This window comes from Corynebacterium sp. UMB2355A, from assembly GCF_033877495.1.
Lineage (GTDB): Bacteria > Actinomycetota > Actinomycetes > Mycobacteriales > Mycobacteriaceae > Corynebacterium > Corynebacterium pseudogenitalium.
Genome location: NZ_CP138855.1, coordinates 786,508 through 806,191, shown reverse-complemented (window position 1 = coordinate 806,191; position 19,684 = coordinate 786,508). Strand labels below are relative to the sequence as shown.

Annotated in this window: 14 protein-coding genes, 5 tRNA genes, 1 rRNA gene and 1 pseudogene; 13 read left to right on the top strand and 8 right to left on the bottom strand. The window is 61.1% G+C overall.

What is annotated here, in order from left to right; all coding sequences use genetic code 11:
• The first annotated feature begins 2 nt into the window (after positions 1 to 2).
• The 3 genes from pstC to pstB are packed head-to-tail and all read left to right on the top strand — an operon-like array spanning position 3 to position 2,643.
• The gene (pstC, locus tag R0V12_RS03940; protein WP_070361949.1) at positions 3 to 965 is read left to right on the top strand and encodes a phosphate ABC transporter permease subunit PstC; all 963 of its coding nucleotides are present in this window, start codon (positions 3 to 5) and stop codon (positions 963 to 965) included.
• Positions 962 to 1,855, top strand: coding sequence for a phosphate ABC transporter permease PstA (pstA, locus tag R0V12_RS03935; RefSeq protein WP_070361950.1), 894 nt, complete (start codon positions 962 to 964; stop codon positions 1,853 to 1,855). Before pstC ends, pstA begins: the two co-directional genes overlap by 4 nt.
• Positions 1,856 to 1,869: 14 nt before the next feature.
• Positions 1,870 to 2,643 (top strand): phosphate ABC transporter ATP-binding protein PstB, encoded by a 774-nt coding sequence (gene pstB, locus R0V12_RS03930; protein WP_070361951.1) that lies wholly within the window; start codon positions 1,870 to 1,872, stop codon positions 2,641 to 2,643.
• 3 nt (positions 2,644 to 2,646) lie between these two features.
• Here the strand turns inward: pstB and R0V12_RS03925 are convergent, their stop codons facing one another.
• Together R0V12_RS03925 and dusB are read right to left on the bottom strand one after the other, a co-directional pair.
• Entirely contained in the window at positions 2,647 to 3,375 is a 729-nt protein-coding gene (locus R0V12_RS03925; protein ID WP_070363440.1) for a phosphate signaling complex PhoU family protein, read from the bottom strand.
• Between the two features lie 44 nt (positions 3,376 to 3,419).
• Positions 3,420 to 4,571 (bottom strand): tRNA dihydrouridine synthase DusB, encoded by a 1,152-nt coding sequence (gene dusB / locus R0V12_RS03920; protein ID WP_070478060.1) that lies wholly within the window; start codon positions 4,569 to 4,571, stop codon positions 3,420 to 3,422.
• Between the two features lie 198 nt (positions 4,572 to 4,769).
• Between dusB and R0V12_RS03915 the strand changes: the two genes are divergently transcribed.
• Positions 4,770 to 6,272 (top strand): acetyl-CoA hydrolase/transferase family protein, encoded by a 1,503-nt coding sequence (locus tag R0V12_RS03915; RefSeq protein WP_070361953.1) that lies wholly within the window; start codon positions 4,770 to 4,772, stop codon positions 6,270 to 6,272.
• Between the two features lie 6 nt (positions 6,273 to 6,278).
• On the opposite strand, the gene cydC is transcribed toward R0V12_RS03915, so the two are convergent.
• From cydC to R0V12_RS03895, 4 genes are read right to left on the bottom strand one after another with little or no spacing between them, the layout of a single operon-like run.
• Complete coding sequence (gene cydC, locus R0V12_RS03910; RefSeq protein WP_320072876.1) at positions 6,279 to 7,841, bottom strand: thiol reductant ABC exporter subunit CydC; 1,563 nt, start codon at positions 7,839 to 7,841, stop codon at positions 6,279 to 6,281.
• Positions 7,838 to 9,370 carry an ABC transporter ATP-binding protein/permease gene (locus R0V12_RS03905; protein WP_320072875.1) on the bottom strand — a complete coding sequence of 511 codons (1,533 nt, stop codon included), beginning with the start codon at positions 9,368 to 9,370 and terminating at the stop codon, positions 7,838 to 7,840. Before R0V12_RS03905 ends, cydC begins: the two co-directional genes overlap by 4 nt.
• 3 nt (positions 9,371 to 9,373) lie before the next feature.
• Positions 9,374 to 10,378: a cytochrome d ubiquinol oxidase subunit II gene (gene cydB, locus R0V12_RS03900; RefSeq protein ID WP_070361956.1), complete on the bottom strand. Its 1,005-nt coding sequence runs from the start codon at positions 10,376 to 10,378 to the stop codon at positions 9,374 to 9,376.
• Positions 10,379 to 10,381: 3 nt separating this feature from the next.
• Positions 10,382 to 11,944, bottom strand: a complete 1,563-nt coding sequence (locus R0V12_RS03895; protein WP_070361957.1) for a cytochrome ubiquinol oxidase subunit I — start codon at positions 11,942 to 11,944, stop codon at positions 10,382 to 10,384.
• Between the two features lie 181 nt (positions 11,945 to 12,125).
• On the opposite strand from R0V12_RS03895, the gene R0V12_RS03890 reads away from it, so the two are divergent.
• The 6 genes from R0V12_RS03890 (at position 12,126) to R0V12_RS03865 (ending at position 13,355) form a co-directional block, all read left to right on the top strand.
• Positions 12,126 to 12,198: transfer RNA gene (locus R0V12_RS03890), tRNA-Lys, on the top strand.
• Between the two features lie 256 nt (positions 12,199 to 12,454).
• Positions 12,455 to 12,527, top strand: a tRNA-Glu gene (locus R0V12_RS03885).
• Between the two features lie 33 nt (positions 12,528 to 12,560).
• Positions 12,561 to 12,637: transfer RNA gene (locus R0V12_RS03880), tRNA-Asp, on the top strand.
• Positions 12,638 to 12,823: 186 nt separating this feature from the next.
• A tRNA-Asp gene (locus R0V12_RS03875) sits at positions 12,824 to 12,897 on the top strand.
• Positions 12,898 to 12,919: 22 nt separating this feature from the next.
• Positions 12,920 to 12,992 (top strand) — tRNA-Phe (locus R0V12_RS03870).
• 66 nt (positions 12,993 to 13,058) lie between these two features.
• The gene (locus R0V12_RS03865; protein WP_070361958.1) at positions 13,059 to 13,355 is read left to right on the top strand and encodes a GNAT family N-acetyltransferase; all 297 of its coding nucleotides are present in this window, start codon (positions 13,059 to 13,061) and stop codon (positions 13,353 to 13,355) included.
• 6 nt (positions 13,356 to 13,361) lie between these two features.
• Here R0V12_RS03865 and epsC read toward each other — a convergent pair whose 3' ends face one another.
• Together epsC and cysK are read right to left on the bottom strand one after the other, a co-directional pair.
• Positions 13,362 to 13,961 (bottom strand): serine O-acetyltransferase EpsC, encoded by a 600-nt coding sequence (gene epsC, locus R0V12_RS03860; RefSeq protein ID WP_070361959.1) that lies wholly within the window; start codon positions 13,959 to 13,961, stop codon positions 13,362 to 13,364.
• A gap of 52 nt (positions 13,962 to 14,013) precedes the next feature.
• Positions 14,014 to 14,949 (bottom strand): cysteine synthase A, encoded by a 936-nt coding sequence (cysK, locus tag R0V12_RS03855; protein ID WP_320072874.1) that lies wholly within the window; start codon positions 14,947 to 14,949, stop codon positions 14,014 to 14,016.
• Positions 14,950 to 15,210: 261 nt separating this feature from the next.
• On the opposite strand from cysK, the gene ramA reads away from it, so the two are divergent.
• From ramA to R0V12_RS03840, 3 genes and pseudogenes are all read left to right on the top strand, one after another.
• Positions 15,211 to 16,053 (top strand): acetate metabolism transcriptional regulator RamA, encoded by an 843-nt coding sequence (gene ramA, locus R0V12_RS03850; protein WP_070478053.1) that lies wholly within the window; start codon positions 15,211 to 15,213, stop codon positions 16,051 to 16,053.
• A 24-nt stretch (positions 16,054 to 16,077) separates the two neighbouring features.
• A pseudogene (gene murA, locus R0V12_RS03845) lies at positions 16,078 to 17,333 on the top strand (UDP-N-acetylglucosamine 1-carboxyvinyltransferase).
• Between the two features lie 591 nt (positions 17,334 to 17,924).
• Positions 17,925 to 19,441: ribosomal RNA gene (locus R0V12_RS03840) — 16S ribosomal RNA — on the top strand.
• The last annotated feature ends 243 nt before the right edge of the window (positions 19,442 to 19,684 follow it).

Here is a 19,684-nt window from a genome sequence, read left to right as displayed (position 1 = left end):
CAATGGCTACAGCTCAAGTTGAGGCGCGCCCCCGGCGCCGAGCCGGGGACCGCGTCTTCGAGGGCGTATCGACGTCCTCTTCGGTTTTAATCACGCTCATCATTTCTGCGATTGGCGCATTCCTCCTGCTGGAGGCCCTGCCGCCCCTGCTGCGGAACGAAGGCGGCTTCCTCGGGTTCCTGACGTATTCGGGCCCGTGGGAGACGGCGAACCTGGACGCAATGCGTTTCGGTATCCCGAACTTGTTCTTCTCCACGGTGATGATTTCGCTCATCGCGTTGCTGATCGCGATGCCGGTCGCTCTGGGCGTGGCGCTGTTCCTCTCGAGCTTCGCGCCGAAGCGCATGGTGCGCCCGCTCGCGGTGCTGGTGGACCTGCTGGCGGCGGTGCCGTCGATCGTCTATGGCATCTGGGGCGCGAAAGTGCTGGGACCCGCGCTCGGCAAGTTCTACGAGTGGGTGCATTCCTGGGGAGGCGACTTCTTCCTCTTCGCCCACTACCAAAACTCGCCGTCGTTCGCGACCGGCCGCAACATCCTGACCGGTGGCATTGTGCTGGCCATTATGATCTTGCCGATCATCGCAGCCACCGCCCGCGAGATCTTCACGCAGACGCCGCGCGGTCTCATCGAGTCTGCGATGGCCTTGGGCGCGACGCGCTGGGACGTGGTGCGGATGACGGTGTTGCCGTTCGGTAAATCCGGCTTCGTGGCTGGCTCCATGCTGGGTCTTGGCCGCGCGCTGGGCGAGACGATGGCGCTGTACATGGTGGTCTCCCCGGCACCGCTGTTCCGCGGCTCGCTCTTCGACGGCGGCACCACCTTCGCAACCGCTATTGCGAATGCATCGGCGGAGTTCAACAACCCGATTAGCGCTGGCGCCTACATCGCGGCGGGCTTGGTCCTGTTCGTGATAACGTTCGCGGTCAACGCTGCAGCGCGCGCGATTGTGAGGAGAAGTAAATGACAACAAAGCCTATGTCGCCATTTACCCCCGTGGCGAAGTCGCGCACGATCAAAAGCGCTGTGATGGGCACGCTCGTGGCTGCCACGATGGTGCTGGCGATGCTGCCGCTGCTGTGGCTGCTGGTCACGGTGGTCGGCCGCGGGTGGGACGCCATCAGCGACGTGTCCTGGTGGACCACCGACATGGTCGGTATCCGCGCCACCAAGGAGGGCGGCGGTGCGCTGCACGCGATTGTAGGAACGCTGGCGCAGACGTTGGTGGCGTCGATAATTGCGATCCCGATTGGCGTGGCCACAGCGATCTACCTGGTGGAGTATGACAAGGGCGGGAAGCTGGGCAAGCTGACCACGTTCATGGTGGACATCCTGTCAGGTGTGCCGTCGATTGTTGCCGCGCTGTTCATCTACGCGCTGTGGATCACGGTGCTGGGGCAGGCGCGCTCCGGTTTCGCGGTCGCGCTGTCGCTGATCCTGCTGATGCTGCCCGTGGTGGTGCGCAATACGGAGGAGATGCTGCGCGTGGTGCCGATGGATCTGCGTGAGGCGTCCTACGCCCTGGGCGTGCCGAAGTGGAAGACCATCGTGCGCGTTGTGGTGCCGACGGCCTTCTCCGGCATCACCACCGGCATCATGCTGGCGATTGCCCGCGTGATGGGCGAGTCTGCGCCGGTGCTGATCCTCGTCGGATCCACGCCGATCGTGAACTGGGCCGGCATGTTTGGTCAGCCGCAGTCCTCGCTGCCGCTGTTCATGCTGGACATGTGGAAGGCAGGCGGCACGGGCGCAGCCGCCGACAGGCTGTGGGGCTCGGCGCTCACACTGCTCATCATTGTTGTTGTGCTCAACGCGCTCGCGCGGTTGATTGCCGCGAAGTTTTCAGTGAAGAAATAAGGATTACGTGCAATATGTCGAAGCTTCAGATGCGTGACGTCAACATTTACTACGGTGATTTTCACGCGGTGCAGGATGTCACCATGGAGATTCCCGCGCAGGCAGTCACTGCGTTCATCGGCCCTTCGGGCTGTGGCAAGTCAACCGTGCTGCGCACGCTCAACCGCATGCACGAGGTGATCCCGGGCGCCTCCGTGCAGGGCGAGATCATCCTGGACGGCCACAATATTTACGGCAAGGACGTGGACCCGGTGTCGGTGCGAAGCACCGTCGGCATGGTGTTCCAGAAGGCCAACCCGTTCCCGACGATGTCCATTGAGGACAACGTCGTGGCGGGCCTGCGCTTGGCAGGGGTGAAGAACAAGAAGGAGCTCAAGGACGTCGCGGAGCGCTCCCTGCGCGCGGCGAACCTGTGGGACGAGGTCAAGGACCGCCTGGACAAGCCGGGTGGTGGCCTTTCAGGTGGTCAGCAGCAGCGCCTCTGCATCGCAAGGGCCATCGCGGTGCGCCCCGAGGTCTTGCTTATGGACGAGCCCTGCTCCGCCCTCGACCCGATCTCGACCCTGGCCGTGGAGGAACTCATCCACGAGCTGAAGGAGAACTACACCATCGTGATCGTGACGCACAACATGCAGCAGGCCGCGCGTGTGTCCGACAAGACGGCGTTCTTCTCCCTGGAAGCAACCGGTAAGCCTGGCCAGCTCATCGAGTTCGACGACACCACCACGATCTTCGAGAACCCGTCACGGCAGGAAACCGAAGACTACATCGCAGGCCGCTTCGGCTAGCCGCTACTTCTTGGCTCTGAACCGCCGCTCGATTGCCGCCAGCTTCGAGTGGCGGTCAAACGCGTCCTCGTCGCGCTGCTTCATGTACTCCTTCGGGTTTAGGCCCGTGACCAGGAAGACGACGCGACCGGCGACGTTCACGCAGCGGTCCGCGTAGCGCTCGTAGTAGCGGGAGACGAGCGCCACGTCGACGGCCTCCCGGGCAGAGTGTTCCCAGGAGTCAGACGTTGTGATGGCGTTGAGGTAGTCGTGGAGGTCGTCGACACCTTCGTCGATTGCGTTGAGCTCAACAGCGACGTCCGCGTCAGGGTCGAGCAGCAGGTCGTGCGTGATGTTGACCATTTCGTCCACGCGGGCGGCCATCTCAGCGATCGGGGCGTGCTCCGTGTTCGGCAACACGGGGAAGGGGTGGCGCAGCCGCGCCAGCTTCGCAATGTGCTTCGCCATCGCGCCCATCCGCGAGAAGTTCTCCACGATATAGATAGAGGACAGCACCTGGCGCAGGTCTCCCGCCACCGGGTTCTCCAGCGCGAGCAGGCTCATGCTGCGCTCCTCGCAGCGCAGCTTCAGCTCCTTGAGCGGGTCGGACGCGTTGAGGGCATGCTCGGCGTCCTCGAGTGACTGCTCCAACAGCGCGGTGGACGCCAGCTGCATGACCTCGCGCACGGTGTCGCACATCTGCAGCAGGTCGCGGTTGAAGGCTTCGAGGTGTTCACGGTAGGCGGTACGCATGTCCGCCATAGTAATAGGTATGGCCTCATCAACGAGGTAAAAGCCTAGCCGCCGTTGTTCTCGATCTCGGCGCCCTCCGGCACGGTGGCGTCCTCCGGATCGTCGAGCCAGCCCTCAGGCAGCGCAACCTTGGAGGAGGAACCCTGGCGGCCGCGGGCGTCATCGGCGTGCTCGGCGAGTTCTTCGGAGTCCGCGATGGTCGCCAGCAGCGCCCCGAGCTCATCGAGCGTTTCCACCCGGGCCAGGTCCTTGCGGAATTCGCCGCCAACCGGGAATCCGCGCAGGTACCAGCCGGTGTGCTTGCGGATGTCGCGGCAGGCCTGCTGCTCACCGACGTGCTCCGCGAGCAGTTCCGCGTGGCGGGCGATGATGCCGCTGACGCGCCCGAGCGTCGGCTCCGGCGGGATCGGCTCCCCGCGCAGCTGTGCACCGATCTGGGCGAATAGCCACGGCCTGCCCAAGCACCCGCGGCCTACCTCCACGCCGTGGCAGCCGGTTTGCTCCATCATGTCGGTCGCATCCTTGGCAGCGAAGATGTCCCCGTTGCCGATCACCGGCAGCCCCGTGCCGCGCATGTGCTCAACCAGCCGGGCGATCTCATCCCAGTGCGCCGCCCCGGAGTAGCGCTCCGCGGCAGTGCGCGCGTGCAGCGCCACGGCTGCCGCACCTTCCTCGGCGGCGATGCGCCCGGCGTCCATGTGCGTGTGGTGGTCGTCGTCAATCCCGATGCGGAACTTCACCGTAATCGGCACCCCCGAACCTTCCGCCGCGCGGACAGCCGCAGCCACTATGTTGCCGTACAGCCTCCGCTTATACGGGATGGCAGAGCCGCCGCCGCGCCGGGTCACCTTCGGTACCGGGCAGCCGAAGTTCATGTCCACATGGTCGGCGATGTTTTCCTCGACGATCATGCGCACCGCCTCGTACGTGTAGGCGGGGTCCACGGTGTAGAGCTGCATGGAGCGCGGCTGTTCCACATCGGCGAAGCGGATCATCCTGAGCGTTTTCTCGTTGCGCTCGACCATCGCGCGGGCGGTGATCATCTCGCAGACGTACAGCCCGGAGGTGGTGCCGGTGAGCTCCTGCTCAATTTCGCGGCACAGCACGCGGAACGGCATGTTGGTCACGCCGGCCATCGGCGCGAGGAGGACGGGGGAGTTCAGCTCCAGGCCGCCGATGCTCAGATGTGGATTCATAGTGCCCCCATTGTTCCCGCCACTGCGTGCGCAGTCCAATTCGGATGTCCCTTTTGTTTGTCGACGCCCGCTTCGCTCGGTAGGGGGTATCCAGTGAGGGTGACCTTTCTGGATGTTTGCGTAGTTTTCTGCCGTAAGACCTAAGTCACAATTATGGTGGTGTGATATCTGAATCATCAACACGAAGTGAGGTTTTTAATGAGCGAGCGTATCGCGAGTGACAAGCTGCGCGCCAAGGTCATGACTGCAGAGGAAGCTGCCCAGTTCGTGAACCATGGAGATAAGGTCGGTATCTCGGGATTCACCGGCGCTGGTTACCCGAAGGCAATGCCTGCTGCGATCGCAGCCAAGGCAACCGACGAGCACAACGCTGGCCGGGAGTACGCAATCGACCTGTTCACCGGCGCCTCGACGGCACCGGAGTGCGACGGCGTCCTGGCGGAAGCAAATGCGCTGCGCTACCGAATGCCGTACCAGTCTGACCCGCAGATGCGTAACAAGATCAACGCCGGAGAGATGAAGTTCCAGGACATCCACCTGTCCCACTCCGGCATGATGGTTGAGCAGGGTTTCTTCGGCGACGTGGACGTCGCGATCGTCGAGGCCGTCCGCATTACCGAGGAGGGCAACATCGTGCCTTCCTCGTCGGTCGGCAACTCCGTTGAGTACCTCAACGCTGCGAAGAAGATCATCATCGAGGTCAACGAGTGGCAGTCGCTGGACCTTGAAGGTATGCACGACATTTGGCTCGTGCCACCACTGCCGAACCGCATCCCGATCCCGATTACCAAGGCTGGCGACCGCATCGGTACCACCTACATCGAGATCGATCCGGAGAAGGTCGTCGCCGTCGTCAAGACCAACGCTGAGGACCGCAACGCGCCGTTCAAGGCTCCGGACGAGACCTCTGAGCGCATCGCCGCGAACTTCCTCGACTTCCTCGAGCACGAGGTGCGCCACGGCCGCCTCACCTACGACGGCTACGTTATGCAGTCCGGCGTGGGCAACGTGCCGAACGCTGTGATGGCGGGCCTGATGGACTCGAAGTTTGAGAACATCCAGGCGTACACCGAGGTTATCCAGGATGGCATGGTCGACCTTATCGACGCCGGCAAGATGTCCGTCGCATCCGCAACGTCCTTCTCGCTGTCCCCTGAGTACGCAGACAAGATGAACGCGGAAGCCAAGCGCTACCGCGAGTCCATCATCCTGCGCCCGCAGCAGATCTCGAACCACCCGGAGGTCATCCGCCGCACCGGCCTGATTGCCTCCAACGGCATGATTGAGGCGGACATTTACGGCAACGCGAACTCCACCCACATCAACGGCTCCCGCATCATGAACGCTCTGGGCGGCTCTGGCGACTTCACCCGCAACGCCTACATCTCCTCGTTCATCTCCCCGGCAACCGCGAAGGACGGAGCGATTTCCTCCATCGTCCCGATGGTCTCCCACGTGGACCACACCGAGCACGACGCGATGGTCTTCATCACCGAGTTCGGTGTAGCTGACCTGCGCGGCCTCGCTCCACGTGACCGTGTGGCCAAGATGATCGCGATCGCTCACCCCGACTACCGCCCACTGCTCGAGGAGTACGTGGAGCTGGCGTCGAAGAGCAAGTTCCAGCAGACGCCACACGATCTTCGTCATGCGTTCGACTTCCACACCCGCATTATGGAAACCGGCACGATGAAGAAGTAGCGCCAGCTACGACACCACATCCGGGCCCGTCGGCGAGGCAGCAACCTCGATGCCGACGGGCCCGTCGACGTGTACGACCGCAATCACCGTGCGCTGTGGCAGCGCGCCGGGTAGCGGTTCGTGCAGCAGGACGTCGAGGAGGTGCTCCGCGGCGTCGATGGAGAGGTGCTCGGTTGGCTCGTCCAGCAACAGGATGGGGGCGTCGCTGACCAGCGCGCGCGCCAGCAACAGGCGGCGGCGCTGCCCGGAGGACAGTGAGTTCGCGCCGTTATCCAGCATGAAATCCAGGCCGAACTCGAAGCCGGTCGCCTCCAGCGCTTCGGCCATGCGGGCGTCGCTGGCGTCGCCGTTGGCAACCAGCAGGTTTTCACGCACCGTGGTTGCGAAAACCCAGGCGTCCTCCGCGAACAGGCGCGCACCCTCCGCGATGGCCGCCGTGCCGCCGGCGACGGGCAGCAGCCCAGCGAGCGTTTCCAGCATCGTGGTCTTGCCACAGCCGGAAGGCCCGCGCACCAGCATCCGCTGGCCGGGGGCAAGCTCGAAGTCCCATGCTTGGTCGCCGTAGACGGTGCGCAGCGCCTCCGCCCGCACGGCCACGCCGGTCTCCGGGTGGGGGAGAGGGCCGCCGCTACGCTTCGTTGCCTCGGCAGCGCGGTCCGCGACCTCGCGCAGGCGGTGGGCACTGCGCTTCGCCTGGTCCGCGTGCACCGCAGCCCCCGCGAGCGGGCCGTGCGCCTCAAAGGCCGCCAGCGGCAGCATTACCAGCATGCCCAGCCACACCGGGTTGCCCGTGTACGTCTCGACGGCCAACCACGTGATGAGCAGTGCGCAGATGCCCGTGGCCCACGCCTGGATTGCAGACGCGGTGGCCTCCGGGCGCGTGGATTGAGCCCACGCCTTGCTCGCATCCGCTGAGGCCTGCGCGGCCTGCTCGATCAGCGCGTCGCCCTTGCCAGCGACGGCGTACTCCACCCTGTCGTGCAGCACCGAGTCGAGCTGCAGCGTGAAAGCGTTTTCTGCCTCGACCAGGAAGGTGTTGCGCGAAGCGCGCGTCGCTAAGTAGGGGATGAGCAGGCCCGTGAGCGCGAACCCACCCGCCATGATTACCGCCGCCAGTGGGTGCAGCAGCGCCGCGCCCACGATGGCTACCACCGTGAGCACCACGGCGACGCCACGCGGGACGAGCGTGCGCACGATGTAATCCGTCACGCGCTCCGTATCCGCCACCAGCAGCGCCTGGCCCTCGCCGCGGCCCACACGGCCGGCGGCCGCCTGGGCGTCGTACATGGTGGCGCGCAGCGTCGTCAGCGCGCGCAGGCCCAGCTTGTGCGCCACCAACCGGTCAAGGTAGCGGAACACCGCTCGCGAAATACCCAACGCGCGCACAGCCGTCACCGCCACCGAGAGGTCCAACACCGGCGGCATCTCCCACGCGCGCGTAATCAGCCAGCCGGACAGTACCGTCAGGCTCAGCGCCGCCAGCAGCGTAATCGCCCCGGCGATGATTGGGCTGATCAGGTCGCGGGGACGCACCTGTGCGATGCGCAGCAAAAACTTCAAGTCACTCATACCTGCACCACCTGGTCTGCGGCGTCGAGTACCCGCTGGTCATGGGACGCAACCAGCACCGCAGCGCCCCGCTGCGCCAGCTCACGCATCCTTCGTATCACTTCGTCGACCAATTCGGGGGAGAGGTGCGCGGTCGGCTCGTCCAACACGAACACGTCCGCATCCGCGTCGAACGTGCGCGCAATGCCGACGCGCTGTCGCTGTCCTGCGGAAATGCCGTCCCCATATGGGCCGACAGCGTGCGCCTCAGACACGCCCACCAGGCCGACGTCCCCGCGCGCGCCAAACAGTGCCACGTTCGAGCCCACGGTCCCAGGCTCCATCGCCGGGGTCGCAGGCAGATACGCCACCTTCTTCTCGACGCCCACTTCGCCCCCAACCATTGCATCCGGCAACTGGCCCAGCACCGCCAACAGCGTGGTTGACTTACCAGAACCATTCGCGCCGGTCAGCACCGTGACCTGTCCGCGCGGTGCATCAAACGTCAGACCGTCCGGGCGTACGCCGTCGCGCCCACGCACGCTCAGGTTGCGTACCTGCACACCGGGTTCCTCGGCGATGTAGGAGCCGGTGGTGGCGGAGGGGGCGTCGAGAAGCTCGAGGACGCGCTCGGCAGCGCTCAGGCCGTCGGCTGCGGCGTGGTAGCTTGCGCCGACCCTACGGATCGGTGCGAAAACCTCCGGGACGATGATGAGCACCGTCAGCCCGGCCAGCAGCGTGATCGAACCGGTCACCAGCCGCAGGCCGATGCTCACCGCGACCAACGCCACCGACAGCGTCGCGATGAACTCCAATGCGAACGAGGACAGGAATGCCAGTCGTAGCACTCCCATCGTGGAGTCCGCGTGTTTTTGGCCCGTTTGGCGGATCTGCTGCGCAGGACGCTTCGTGGCGTGCAGAGCGCGCAGTGTCGGAGCACCTGCCAACAGGTCCGACAGTTGAGCACCCAGCCCAGCTGTGACCTCGAGTCGGCGTTTGGTGTGATCCGCCGTCAACTTGCCGATCAGCACCATAAACATCGGAATCAACGGCAGCGTAATCAGGCAAAACACGCCAGAGATCCAGTCGAAGTAGAAGATGACGGCCACCACGATTGGGGTGCCGATGGCCGTCGAAAAGAGGGCAGGGAGGAACTCCGTGAGATACGGGCGGAAGTCCGTAATGCCGCGCGTGAGCACATGGCGCCACGTCGCCGAATCCTGCTCCACCGCGCGCGGGTCCTGCTTCGCTAACGCCCGCAGCGCCTTCGTCCGCAAGTCCTCTACAACGCCGCCGACCGCATCGGCGGACCAGCGCTGCGCTACCCACGACAACACGCCGTGGGCCACAACAACGCCAGCAAGCGCCAACAGCAACGAGGCACGCGGAACCGCGCGCTCCGTCACCGCTGACGCTGCGACAATCCCAATCAAAATACCCCGGGCCACCAGCAGTAACGTGTCTGCAGCTTGCGCAACGCCCGTGCGCACAATGAGTTGGCGCACGGGCGGAACGAGGCGAAGTAGCCGGGGGTCAATCGGCGAGGCCATAGCCTAGACCGACACCCTCTTCCGGAACGCCCAGTAGGTCCAAATCTGACCCGCCAGGACGATCGGGGTGAGGCACACAGCCGCCCACGTCATCACCTTCAAGGTGTACGGCGAAGAGGACGCGTTGCGGATATCCCAACCAGCGAACAGATCGCTTGTCGACGGCATCACGTCCGGGAACAGCGAGCCGAACAGGACAATCGCGCAGCAGATAATGGCAAACGCCGTCATCCAGAACGCCAATCCATCACGGTTGCCAGCGATGCCAACCACCGAAACGATCAGGCCGACCGCCGCGAGTGCCAGCGGGATCCAGGTCCAGCCAGCGCCCAGCGTGAGCTGGATCCACAGCAGGTACGCTGCGCCAACCACAATCGCCGGGCCAGCGATGAACTTCTTTGCAAACGCGTGCATCTCAGCACGCAGCGGATCGTGGGACTTAAACCCAAGGAACGTCGCACCGTGCAGCATGAACAGCAGTACGAACGCCACGCCGCCCAGCAGGCCGAGCGGGTTGAGCAGGCCAAGGAAGCCGTCGTAGAAGGAGTCCAGACGGCCCTGCTCGTTGAGCGGAACGCCCATCACGATGTTCGTGAAGCCAACGCCCCACAGCAGCGTAGGCAGGTAGGAGCCAAACGCCGTGCCGGCGTCGCAAAGCCTGCGCCACTTCAGCGTGTCCACCTTGACTCTCCACTCCAAGCTCACGCCGCGGACAATCAGGCCCATAAGGATGAGCACCAGCGGCAGGTAAAAGCCGGAGAACAGCGTGGCGTACCACTCAGGGAACGCCGCGAAAATCGCCGCGCCGCCCGTAATGAGCCACACCTCGTTACCGTCCCAGATCGGGCCGATTGTCCTGATCGCAGCCGTGCGACGACGGTCGTTCTCGATCTCATCGCCCTTCATGAACGGCAACAACATGCCAACACCGAAGTCAAAGCCCTCCAACACGAAGTAGCCGGTGAAGAACACTCCGATGATCACAAACCAAAGCACTTGCAAGTCCATGATTTATAGCTCCTTGTTGTCCGCAGTGGTTGTGGTTGCGCCGGACTCCTGCGAAGACTTGAAGCTCAACGGCTCCAACTCGGTCTCGGCGTTCGGGCCATAGAGCACATCCTTCAAGCGCTTGGAGTCGCCCTCGTGCAGTCCAGGCTGGTCCATGCCCTTACGGACCTGACGCTGAATGAGCCACACCCACAGCACCGCACCGATGCCGTAGAGCACCGTGAACAGCACCATAGAGAGCAGCACCTGCCACGGCTGGTGGTCAGAAACACCGAAGTCCAGCAGCATGTGAATGTTCTGCTCCATCCCTGGGTGATCCCCACCCTGGAACGCCGGGTTCGGGTGGACGATCCACGGCTGGCGGCCCATCTCGGTGAAGATCCAGCCCGAAATGTTCGACAGCCATGGAGCCGGCAGCGCCACCAGGCACAAGGTGCCCAGCCACTTCGCAGTAGGCACGCGCTTGCCGCGGGTCACCCACAGGCCTACCAGCGCCATCACGACGGAAACGACGATGAAGAAGATCATCATGCGGAAGGACCAGTACGTCACGAACAGGTTCGGGGTGTAGTTGCCCGGGCCGTACAGCGACTCGTAGTACTGCTGCAGATCCAGCACGCCCTGCAGCTCAACGCCAGAAAGCTTGCCCTGTGCCAGGAACGGAAGCACAAATGGCAGGCCGATCAGCTGGGTTGCGGACTCGCAGTCGTTGTACGTCGAGATAGAAAGCACCGAGAAGTGCGGATCCAGCTCAGTGTGGCACAGTGCCTCTGCCGACGCCATCTTCATCGGTTGCTGCGTAAACATCAGCTTGGCCAGCTCGTCACCAGTCAGCGTGATGAGCACCGTCGCAGCGAGGATGACCCACGCACCGAAGCGGGTGCAGGAACGCCACACCGTCGCGGCATCCCCATCCGGATCGCCCTTGCGGGCCTCGCGGATCATCCACCAGCCAGCGACGCCGCACACCAAGGTGCCCGCGAGCATCCAAGCGCCGAACACCGCGTGCGGGAATGCCCACAGCACCGTCGGGTTCGTCAGCAACGCCTTGAAGGAAACCAGCTCAGCGCGGTTCGTTTCCGGGTTGAACACAGCGCCCACCGGGTGCTGCATGAACGAGTTTGCGGTAATAATCCAGAACGCCGAGATGTTCACGGCGATCGAAACAATCCAGATTGACGCAAGGTGTGCCCACTTCGGCAACCTGCCCCAACCGAAAATCCAGACGCCGAGGAAGACGGATTCAAAGAAGAATGCCGTCAGGCCCTCGAAGGCGAGCGGTGCACCAAACACGTCTCCCACGAACGAGGAGTATTCAGACCAGTTCAAGCCGAACTGGAACTCCTGGACGATGCCGGTGACAACGCCCATTGCGAAGTTAATGAGGAAGATGTTTCCGAAGAAACGGGTCGCGCGGTACCAGCGCTCGTCGCCAGTCTTGTGCCAGATGCTTTGCATGATCGCAACCATCGGCGCGAGTCCCATGGTCAGTGGGACGAAAAGGTAGTGATAGACCGTCGTAATGCCGAACTGCCACCTTGACAGATCGACTAAATCTAGCGGCATTGTGACTCCTTCAACGTAAACAACCAATAAAGGTTATGGTCATATATTTACCGTAGCAGGCGCCGAAAACCCCTAACTTCCAGGGAGTATGACCATATATGGGGGTAGCGTCCTGAAGGGTCATTTCGGGGTGGGTTTACGATTTCGGCCCACCCTTGAGTTGTGCTAAGTTGTTGCGCACGGGCCTTTAGCTCAGTTGGTAGAGCTACGGACTTTTAATCCGCAGGTCGCGGGTTCGATCCCCGCAGGGCCCACATTCAGCGCCACGCGACTTCGGTCGGTGGCGCTTTTTGTTGGATGCAGAATGGCTTGAGTCGGCGCGAAGCTTAAAGTGTAGTAACAGGATTGTAGTAACTCTTGTCCGCACTCCCGTTTCGAGGATTACTACAATCCTGTTACTACACTTTGCAAATTTTGGCTAACGAATCACCCTTGAAAACTTGCTATGTACTGGTGATTTGTGATGTTATTCTGCATCGGCTTATGATGGTCGAGCTGTTAACGCAGCGGGCCCCCATCGTCTAGAGGCCTAGGACTCCGCCCTTTCACGGCGGCAACACGGGTTCGAATCCCGTTGGGGGTACTTCAGCCGCAAGGTTGAAACACAAAAACATATGGCCCTGTGGCGCAGTTGGTTAGCGCGCCGCCCTGTCACGGCGGAGGTCGCGGGTTCAAGTCCCGTCAGGGTCGCCATGTTTGAAGAGTCGGAACGGAAACGTTCCGGCTCTTTTTATTTTGTCCAACCTGCCTACATGAAGAGGTGAAGTGGCGTCGAAAAATATGGTTTGTGCTGGCGATTTGCTTGTGTTCGAGAGCTCTGTGTAAAGTATCAACTCGTGCAAGCGACCGTGTAGCGGCCGTGAGTACGAAACTGAATAAGGCCCTGTGGCGCAGTTGGTTAGCGCGCCGCCCTGTCACGGCGGAGGTCGCGGGTTCAAGTCCCGTCAGGGTCGCGAACAGCACTTGTGTTGTTCTGGCCAGATAGCTCAGTCGGTAGAGCACACGCCTGAAAAGTGTGGGGTCGCCAGTTCAATCCTGGCTCTGGCCACACTCCAACCCCTTCACTGCGGTGGAGGGGTTTTGTGTTTCTGTCCCCGAGGATTGGAGCGTTGATTTGTCGCAGCACGACGCAGTACAGCCCGAGCTGAAGAGGAATGACCAGGAGTCCCGCTACGAGATATTTGTCGACGGGCAATTGGCCGGGTTTGCCACGTACGCTGACGTCGACGGTGCGCGGGAGCTGCCACATACGGTGGTGGACCCGAAGTTCCGAGGCCAGGGCCTCTCGAAGCCGCTGATGCAGTTCGCGCTTGACGACGCCCGCTCCGAGGGGCTCAACGTTATTCCGACGTGCCCCGCTGTGGCGCGCTACATTGCGCAGAACCCGGAGTACGCGGACCTCGTCAAGTAGCGCGGATTAGATGACGTAGCTGCCCGGGTCGAAGTACTTGTCGGGGTCGACGAGGTGCTTTGTTTCGCACTCTTGGCGCTCCCTGACCTTGGCAGGAATGCCGACGGCGATAGAGTTCGCTGGAATGGACTTTGTGACGACGGCATTCGCCCCAACCGCTGTGTTGTCTCCGATTGTGATGGGGCCGAGGACCTTCGCCCCGGCACCGATGGTGACGTTGTTGCCGATGGTGGGGTGGCGCTTCGTCTGTGTGAGCACCTGCCCGCCGAGCGTTACGCCGTGGTAGAGCATGACGCCGTCGCCGATTTCGGTGGTCTCACCGATGACGATGCCCATGCCGTGGTCGATGAAGAAGCGTCGGCCGATGGTGGCGCCGGGGTGAATCTCAATACCGGTGAAGAACCGGTTGGCCTGGGCGAGCACGCGCGCTGGCCCCTTGAGGTTGCGCTTCCACATCCAGTGGCACACTCGGTGCGTCCAAATTGCGTGGAGTCCGGAGTAGACGATGGCGTTCTCGAGGTCGCCTCGCGCCGCCGGGTCGTGGTCCCTCGCGTTGGCGAGGTCCTCGCGGATCATGTGAATCACGCGGATGGCCGTTTTGATCATGTGGCGATCCTATCAATGACCATCGGTGTGGGTGACGTCGTGCTGGGTCGGCCTAGTCGCGAATGTCTTCGTAGAGCACGGTGGAGACGTAGCGCTCGCCGAAGTCCGGAATGATCACGACGATCGTTTTGCCTTCGTTCTCGTCGCGGGCGGCGAGTTCGAGCGCCGCCTTGAGGTTTGCGCCCGCCGAGATGCCGCCGAGGACACCGTCCTTCAGCGCAAGTTCGCGTGAGGTGGCGACGGCGTCTTCGTTTGAGACTGTAATAATCTCGTCGATGACGTTGCGGTCGAACGTGCCAGGGATGAAGTTCGCACCGAGGCCCTGAATCTTGTGCGGGCCTGCCTCGCCGGTGGACAGCAGTGGGGAAGCAGCTGGCTCGACTGCGACGGCCTTGACGGATTCCTTCTGCTCTTTGAGGTACTTCGCGGAGCCAGAGATCGTGCCACCTGTGCCGACACCGGCAACCACAATGTCGACCTCCCCATCAGTGTCGTTCCAAATCTCGGGGCCGGTGGTCTCGTAGTGGACCTGCGGGTTGGCTTCATTTTCGAACTGGCTGGCCAGGATTGTGTTTTCCGTCGTCTCGACGATCTCGTTCGCCTTATCGACGGCCCCCTTCATGCCTGCCGCGCCTGGCGTCAATACGATCTCTGCCCCGTACGCGCGAAGGACCACGCGACGCTCCTGCGACATTGTCTCCGGCATGGTCAGGATGACTTTGTAGCCCTTCGCAGCGCCGGTGAGCGCGAGTGCGATGCCGGTGTTGCCCGATGTCGCTTCCACGATGGTGCCGCCTGGCTTCAGTTCGCCGGAGGCTTCCGCCGCGCGGACGATAGCGTCACCAATACGGTCCTTGACGGAATTTGCCGGGTTGTAAAACTCAAGTTTTGCTAGGACGCGTGCCTTGAGCCCGTCAGCGATGCCGTTGAGCTCTACGAGCGGCGTATTGCCGATGAGGTCCAATACTGACTTTGCGATCTTTGCCATGAAAATAACTCCTTTACCTGTATGTTTCGCTTACGTTGCGTTCTTGTTGCGCGATTATACACTCGCGACATGAACCAGCTAGTCTTTGTCAAATAGACCGATTTGTTCACCTACTTCCGGGGTTGTGTTTCTGTGAATGTGTGGCAAGTGCAAAGTTTGGCTACCCCCGAAAACGCGTTATGATGAAAGGGCTTTGAGTCAAGTTCGACAAGCAGTGTCCCTAAACAGGGGACACTCGAACGGGTGGAAAGCGAGAGATCATTGACCGACGCACAGTGCCTTAAGGAAGACGACGACGCCATCCGGGCAGCGTTGACCACGCTGAAAACCGCAACCGGTATCCCCGTAGCCATGTATGGCACCCTCCTGGCGGATAACCGTTTGCAGATCACGCAATGGATCGGACTACGGACTCCAGCCCTGCAGGAGCTTGTCATTGAGTCAGGTGCCGGTGTAGGTGGAAGGGTCGTCGCTACGCGCCGCGCGGTGGGTATTTCCGACTACACACGCGCGAATGTCATCTCCCACGAGTACGACAAGCAGATTCAAGACGAAGGCCTGCACTCCATCGTTGCAGTCCCGGTAATTACCCAGCGCGAGATCCGTGGCGTCCTCTACGTGGGTGTGCACTCGCCGGTGCGTTTGGGCGACAAGGTGATTGAAGAGGTTGCTATGACGGCTCGCTGTCTCGAGCAGGACCTCGCGGTCAATACCGCCCTGAGGCAGGGCGACGGCGCGCGCGCCGGACAGAAGACGGGTCGCGTTATGAACAGTGCTGAGTGGGAGCAGGTTCGCTCCACGCACTCGAAGCTGCGCATGCTAGCAAATCGTGTGGGCGATGAAAATCTTCGCAAGGAAATCGAGCAGCTGTGTGACCAGATGGTTTCCCCGGTGCGCGTGAAGCAGACGACGAAGCTTTCCGCTCGTGAACTCGACGTTCTTTCCTGTGTTGCGCTCGGCCATACCAATGTTGAGGCCGCGGCCGAGATGGGGATCGGTGCCGAGACGGTGAAGTCCTACCTCCGCAGCGTGATGCGCAAGCTTGGGGCACACACCCGCTACGAGGCCGTTAACGCAGCTCGTCGCATCGGGGCGTTGCCGTAACCGTTGTTGGGTACGCTGGGTTCCGTGAAAGAACGATTTTTAGTCTCTGGCGGTACCCGGCTTGAAGGCGTCGTAAAGGTAGACGGCGCCAAGAACAGCGTGTTGAAGCTCATGGCGGCAGCGCTGCTCGCCGAAGGTACAACAACGCTATTTAACTGCCCCGAAATTCTCGACGTCCCCCTCATGCGGGACGTCCTCGTCGGACTCGGCTGCTCCGTAGATATCGACGGCACCGTGGTCACCATCCACACTCCTGCTGAGGTTTCTCCCCACGCCGACTTCGAAGCCGTCCGGCAATTCCGCGCCTCCGTTGCGGTGCTTGGCCCGCTCGTCGCCCGCTGCGGCGAGGCGTATGTTGCCCTTCCTGGTGGCGACGCGATTGGGTCCCGACCTCTAGATATGCACCAGTCTGGCCTGGAGAAGCTGGGGCGACGACACACATCGAGCACGGAGCCGTTGTTGCCCGCGCCCAGCAGCTGCACGGCGCGGACATCGCACTCGACTTCCCCTCGGTTGGTGCGACCGAGAACATCATTACCGCGGCAGTACTTGCTGAGGGGCGTACTACTCTCTCCAACGCGGCACGTGAACCGGAGATTGTCGACCTTTGCGACATGCTCCGGGCCATGGGGGCGAAGATCGAGGGTGCGGGAACGTCGACAATTGTTATCGATGGCGTCCAAAAGCTGGAGCCGACGCAACACACCGTGGTTGGCGACCGGATTGTTGCCGGAACCTGGGCTTACGCAGCTGCAATTACTCAGGGCGATATCACGGTATCCGGCATTGCACCAGGTCACCTGCACCTTCCTTTGCAGAAGATCAAGCTGGCTGGCGCGCAGGTGGAGACTTACGACAACGGTTTCCGCGTACGCATGAACCAACGCCCCAAGGCCGTCGACTACCAGACGCTGCCGTTCCCCGGCTTCCCGACAGACCTGCAACCGATGGCGATTGCACTTTCCGCGGTAGCCGACGGCGTTTCAGTCATTACGGAGAACGTCTTCGAAGCGCGCTTCCGATTTGTCGACGAAATGATGCGCCTCGGCGCTGACGCCAACATCGATGGCCACCATGTGGCTCTTCGTGGTGTTTCGACGCTCTCCTCCACGGATGTGTGGAGCTCCGACATTCGCGCCGGAGCTGGCCTTGTCCTTGCTGGCCTTGTCGCGGAAGGGCAGACCACGGTGCACGATGTCTACCACATTGACCGTGGTTACCCGCGATTTGTGGAGCAGCTCAATGAACTCGGTGCGAAGGTGCAACGAGCAAACGATTAGAACGCTTAAAAACCGGTCCCTCCCAGGCGATTTGTGTTGTTTGTTGGTTCGTGGTTAAGTTATCCCTCGTTGCCGACGAGCGGCCTGGCCGCTTGGAGGGAATGATCAAAGTGAATAAAGTTGCTGCTTGTGGGCGGTTTTGAGTCTGGCTGGTTTGGTTGGATTTGACTTTGTGTTTACGGGTGTGTAACTTTGTTTCAGCTGCTTGACGCTGGCTCTGGTTGGGGTTGGTTGTTGGGTGTGCGGTTGTTGTTTGAGAACTCGATAGTGTGCCAATGTACTTTTTATTTTTTTGATTGCATTGACTTTTGGTTGCGTGCTGTGTGCCATGTTTTGGTGTGTGCCGGCGGTGATGCTTGAACCTATGATTGGGTGTCACTGGTGTGGTGCAGATGCATGGTCGCGTTGACTGTATTGGTTGATGTGGTTGTGACTGGTCCTGTTTTGCCCCGTCGGGTTGGGACCGGTTTTGTTTGTACTTTATTTTTAGTAATTTTAGGATTTTGCCAGACACTGACTGTTGTTGGTGGTTGGTTTGTTTTTGGTTAGGTTTTCGGGCTTTTCACGGCCTTGTTTCTTTCTGAAATAGTTTTTGTGGAGAGTTTGATCCTGGCTCAGGATGAACGCTGGCGGCGTGCTTAACACATGCAAGTCGAACGGAAAGGCCAGTGCTTGCACTGGTACTCGAGTGGCGAACGGGTGAGTAACACGTGGGTGATCTGCCCTGTACTTCGGGATAAGCTTGGGAAACTGGGTCTAATACCGGATAGGACAACTTTTTGGATATTGTTGTGGAAAGCTTTTGCGGTATGGGATGAGCTCGCGGCCTATCAGCTTGTTGGTGGGGTAATGGCCTACCAAGGCGTCGACGGGTAGCCGGCCTGAGAGGGTGTACGGCCACATTGGGACTGAGATACGGCCCAGACTCCTACGGGAGGCAGCAGTGGGGAATATTGCACAATGGGCGCAAGCCTGATGCAGCGACGCCGCGTGGGGGATGAAGGCCTTCGGGTTGTAAACTCCTTTCGCTAGGGACGAAGCATTTTTGTGACGGTACCTGGAGAAGAAGCACCGGCTAACTACGTGCCAGCAGCCGCGGTAATACGTAGGGTGCGAGCGTTGTCCGGAATTACTGGGCGTAAAGAGCTCGTAGGTGGTTTGTCGCGTCGTTTGTGTAAGTCCACAGCTTAACTGTGGGACTGCAGGCGATACGGGCATAACTTGAGTGCTGTAGGGGAGACTGGAATTCCTGGTGTAGCGGTGAAATGCGCAGATATCAGGAGGAACACCGATGGCGAAGGCAGGTCTCTGGGCAGTAACTGACGCTGAGGAGCGAAAGCATGGGTAGCGAACAGGATTAGATACCCTGGTAGTCCATGCCGTAAACGGTGGGCGCTAGGTGTGAGTCCCTTCCACGGGATTTGTGCCGTAGCTAACGCATTAAGCGCCCCGCCTGGGGAGTACGGCCGCAAGGCTAAAACTCAAAGGAATTGACGGGGGCCCGCACAAGCGGCGGAGCATGTGGATTAATTCGATGCAACGCGAAGAACCTTACCTGGGCTTGACATGTAGCGGATCGCCGCAGAGATGTGGTTTCCCTTGTGGTCGCTATACAGGTGGTGCATGGTTGTCGTCAGCTCGTGTCGTGAGATGTTGGGTTAAGTCCCGCAACGAGCGCAACCCTTGTCTTATGTTGCCAGCACGTAATGGTGGGGACTCATGAGAGACTGCCGGGGTTAACTCGGAGGAAGGTGGGGATGACGTCAAATCATCATGCCCCTTATGTCCAGGGCTTCACACATGCTACAATGGTCGGTACAGCGCGTTTGCTACCTTGTGAGGGGATGCTAATCGCACAAAGCCGGCCTTAGTTCGGATTGGGGTCTGCAACTCGACCCCATGAAGTCGGAGTCGCTAGTAATCGCAGATCAGCAACGCTGCGGTGAATACGTTCCCGGGCCTTGTACACACCGCCCGTCACGTCATGAAAGTTGGTAACACCCGAAGCCAGTGGCCTGTCATGGGAGCTGTCGAAGGTGGGATCGGCGATTGGGACGAAGTCGTAACAAGGTAGCCGTACCGGAAGGTGCGGCTGGATCACCTCCTTTCTAAGGAGTTTTATTTTGTTGGCTCACAGTTGTGGGCTTGTTTGTTGGTTGAGTCACCGTAGGTGTGGCTGCCAATTGTTGTTTCCGGGTGGAGACACACCAGCTACAGACTGTCATGCATTCGTGTGGTGGTTGTGGTTGTGGTGGTGCGTAACTGGTTGTGTAATCAAGAAAAGTAAATGTTGTGTGTGTTGGTGCACTGTTGGGTGTCTGAGGCAGCAGTTGTGTTGTCTTGAATGATTC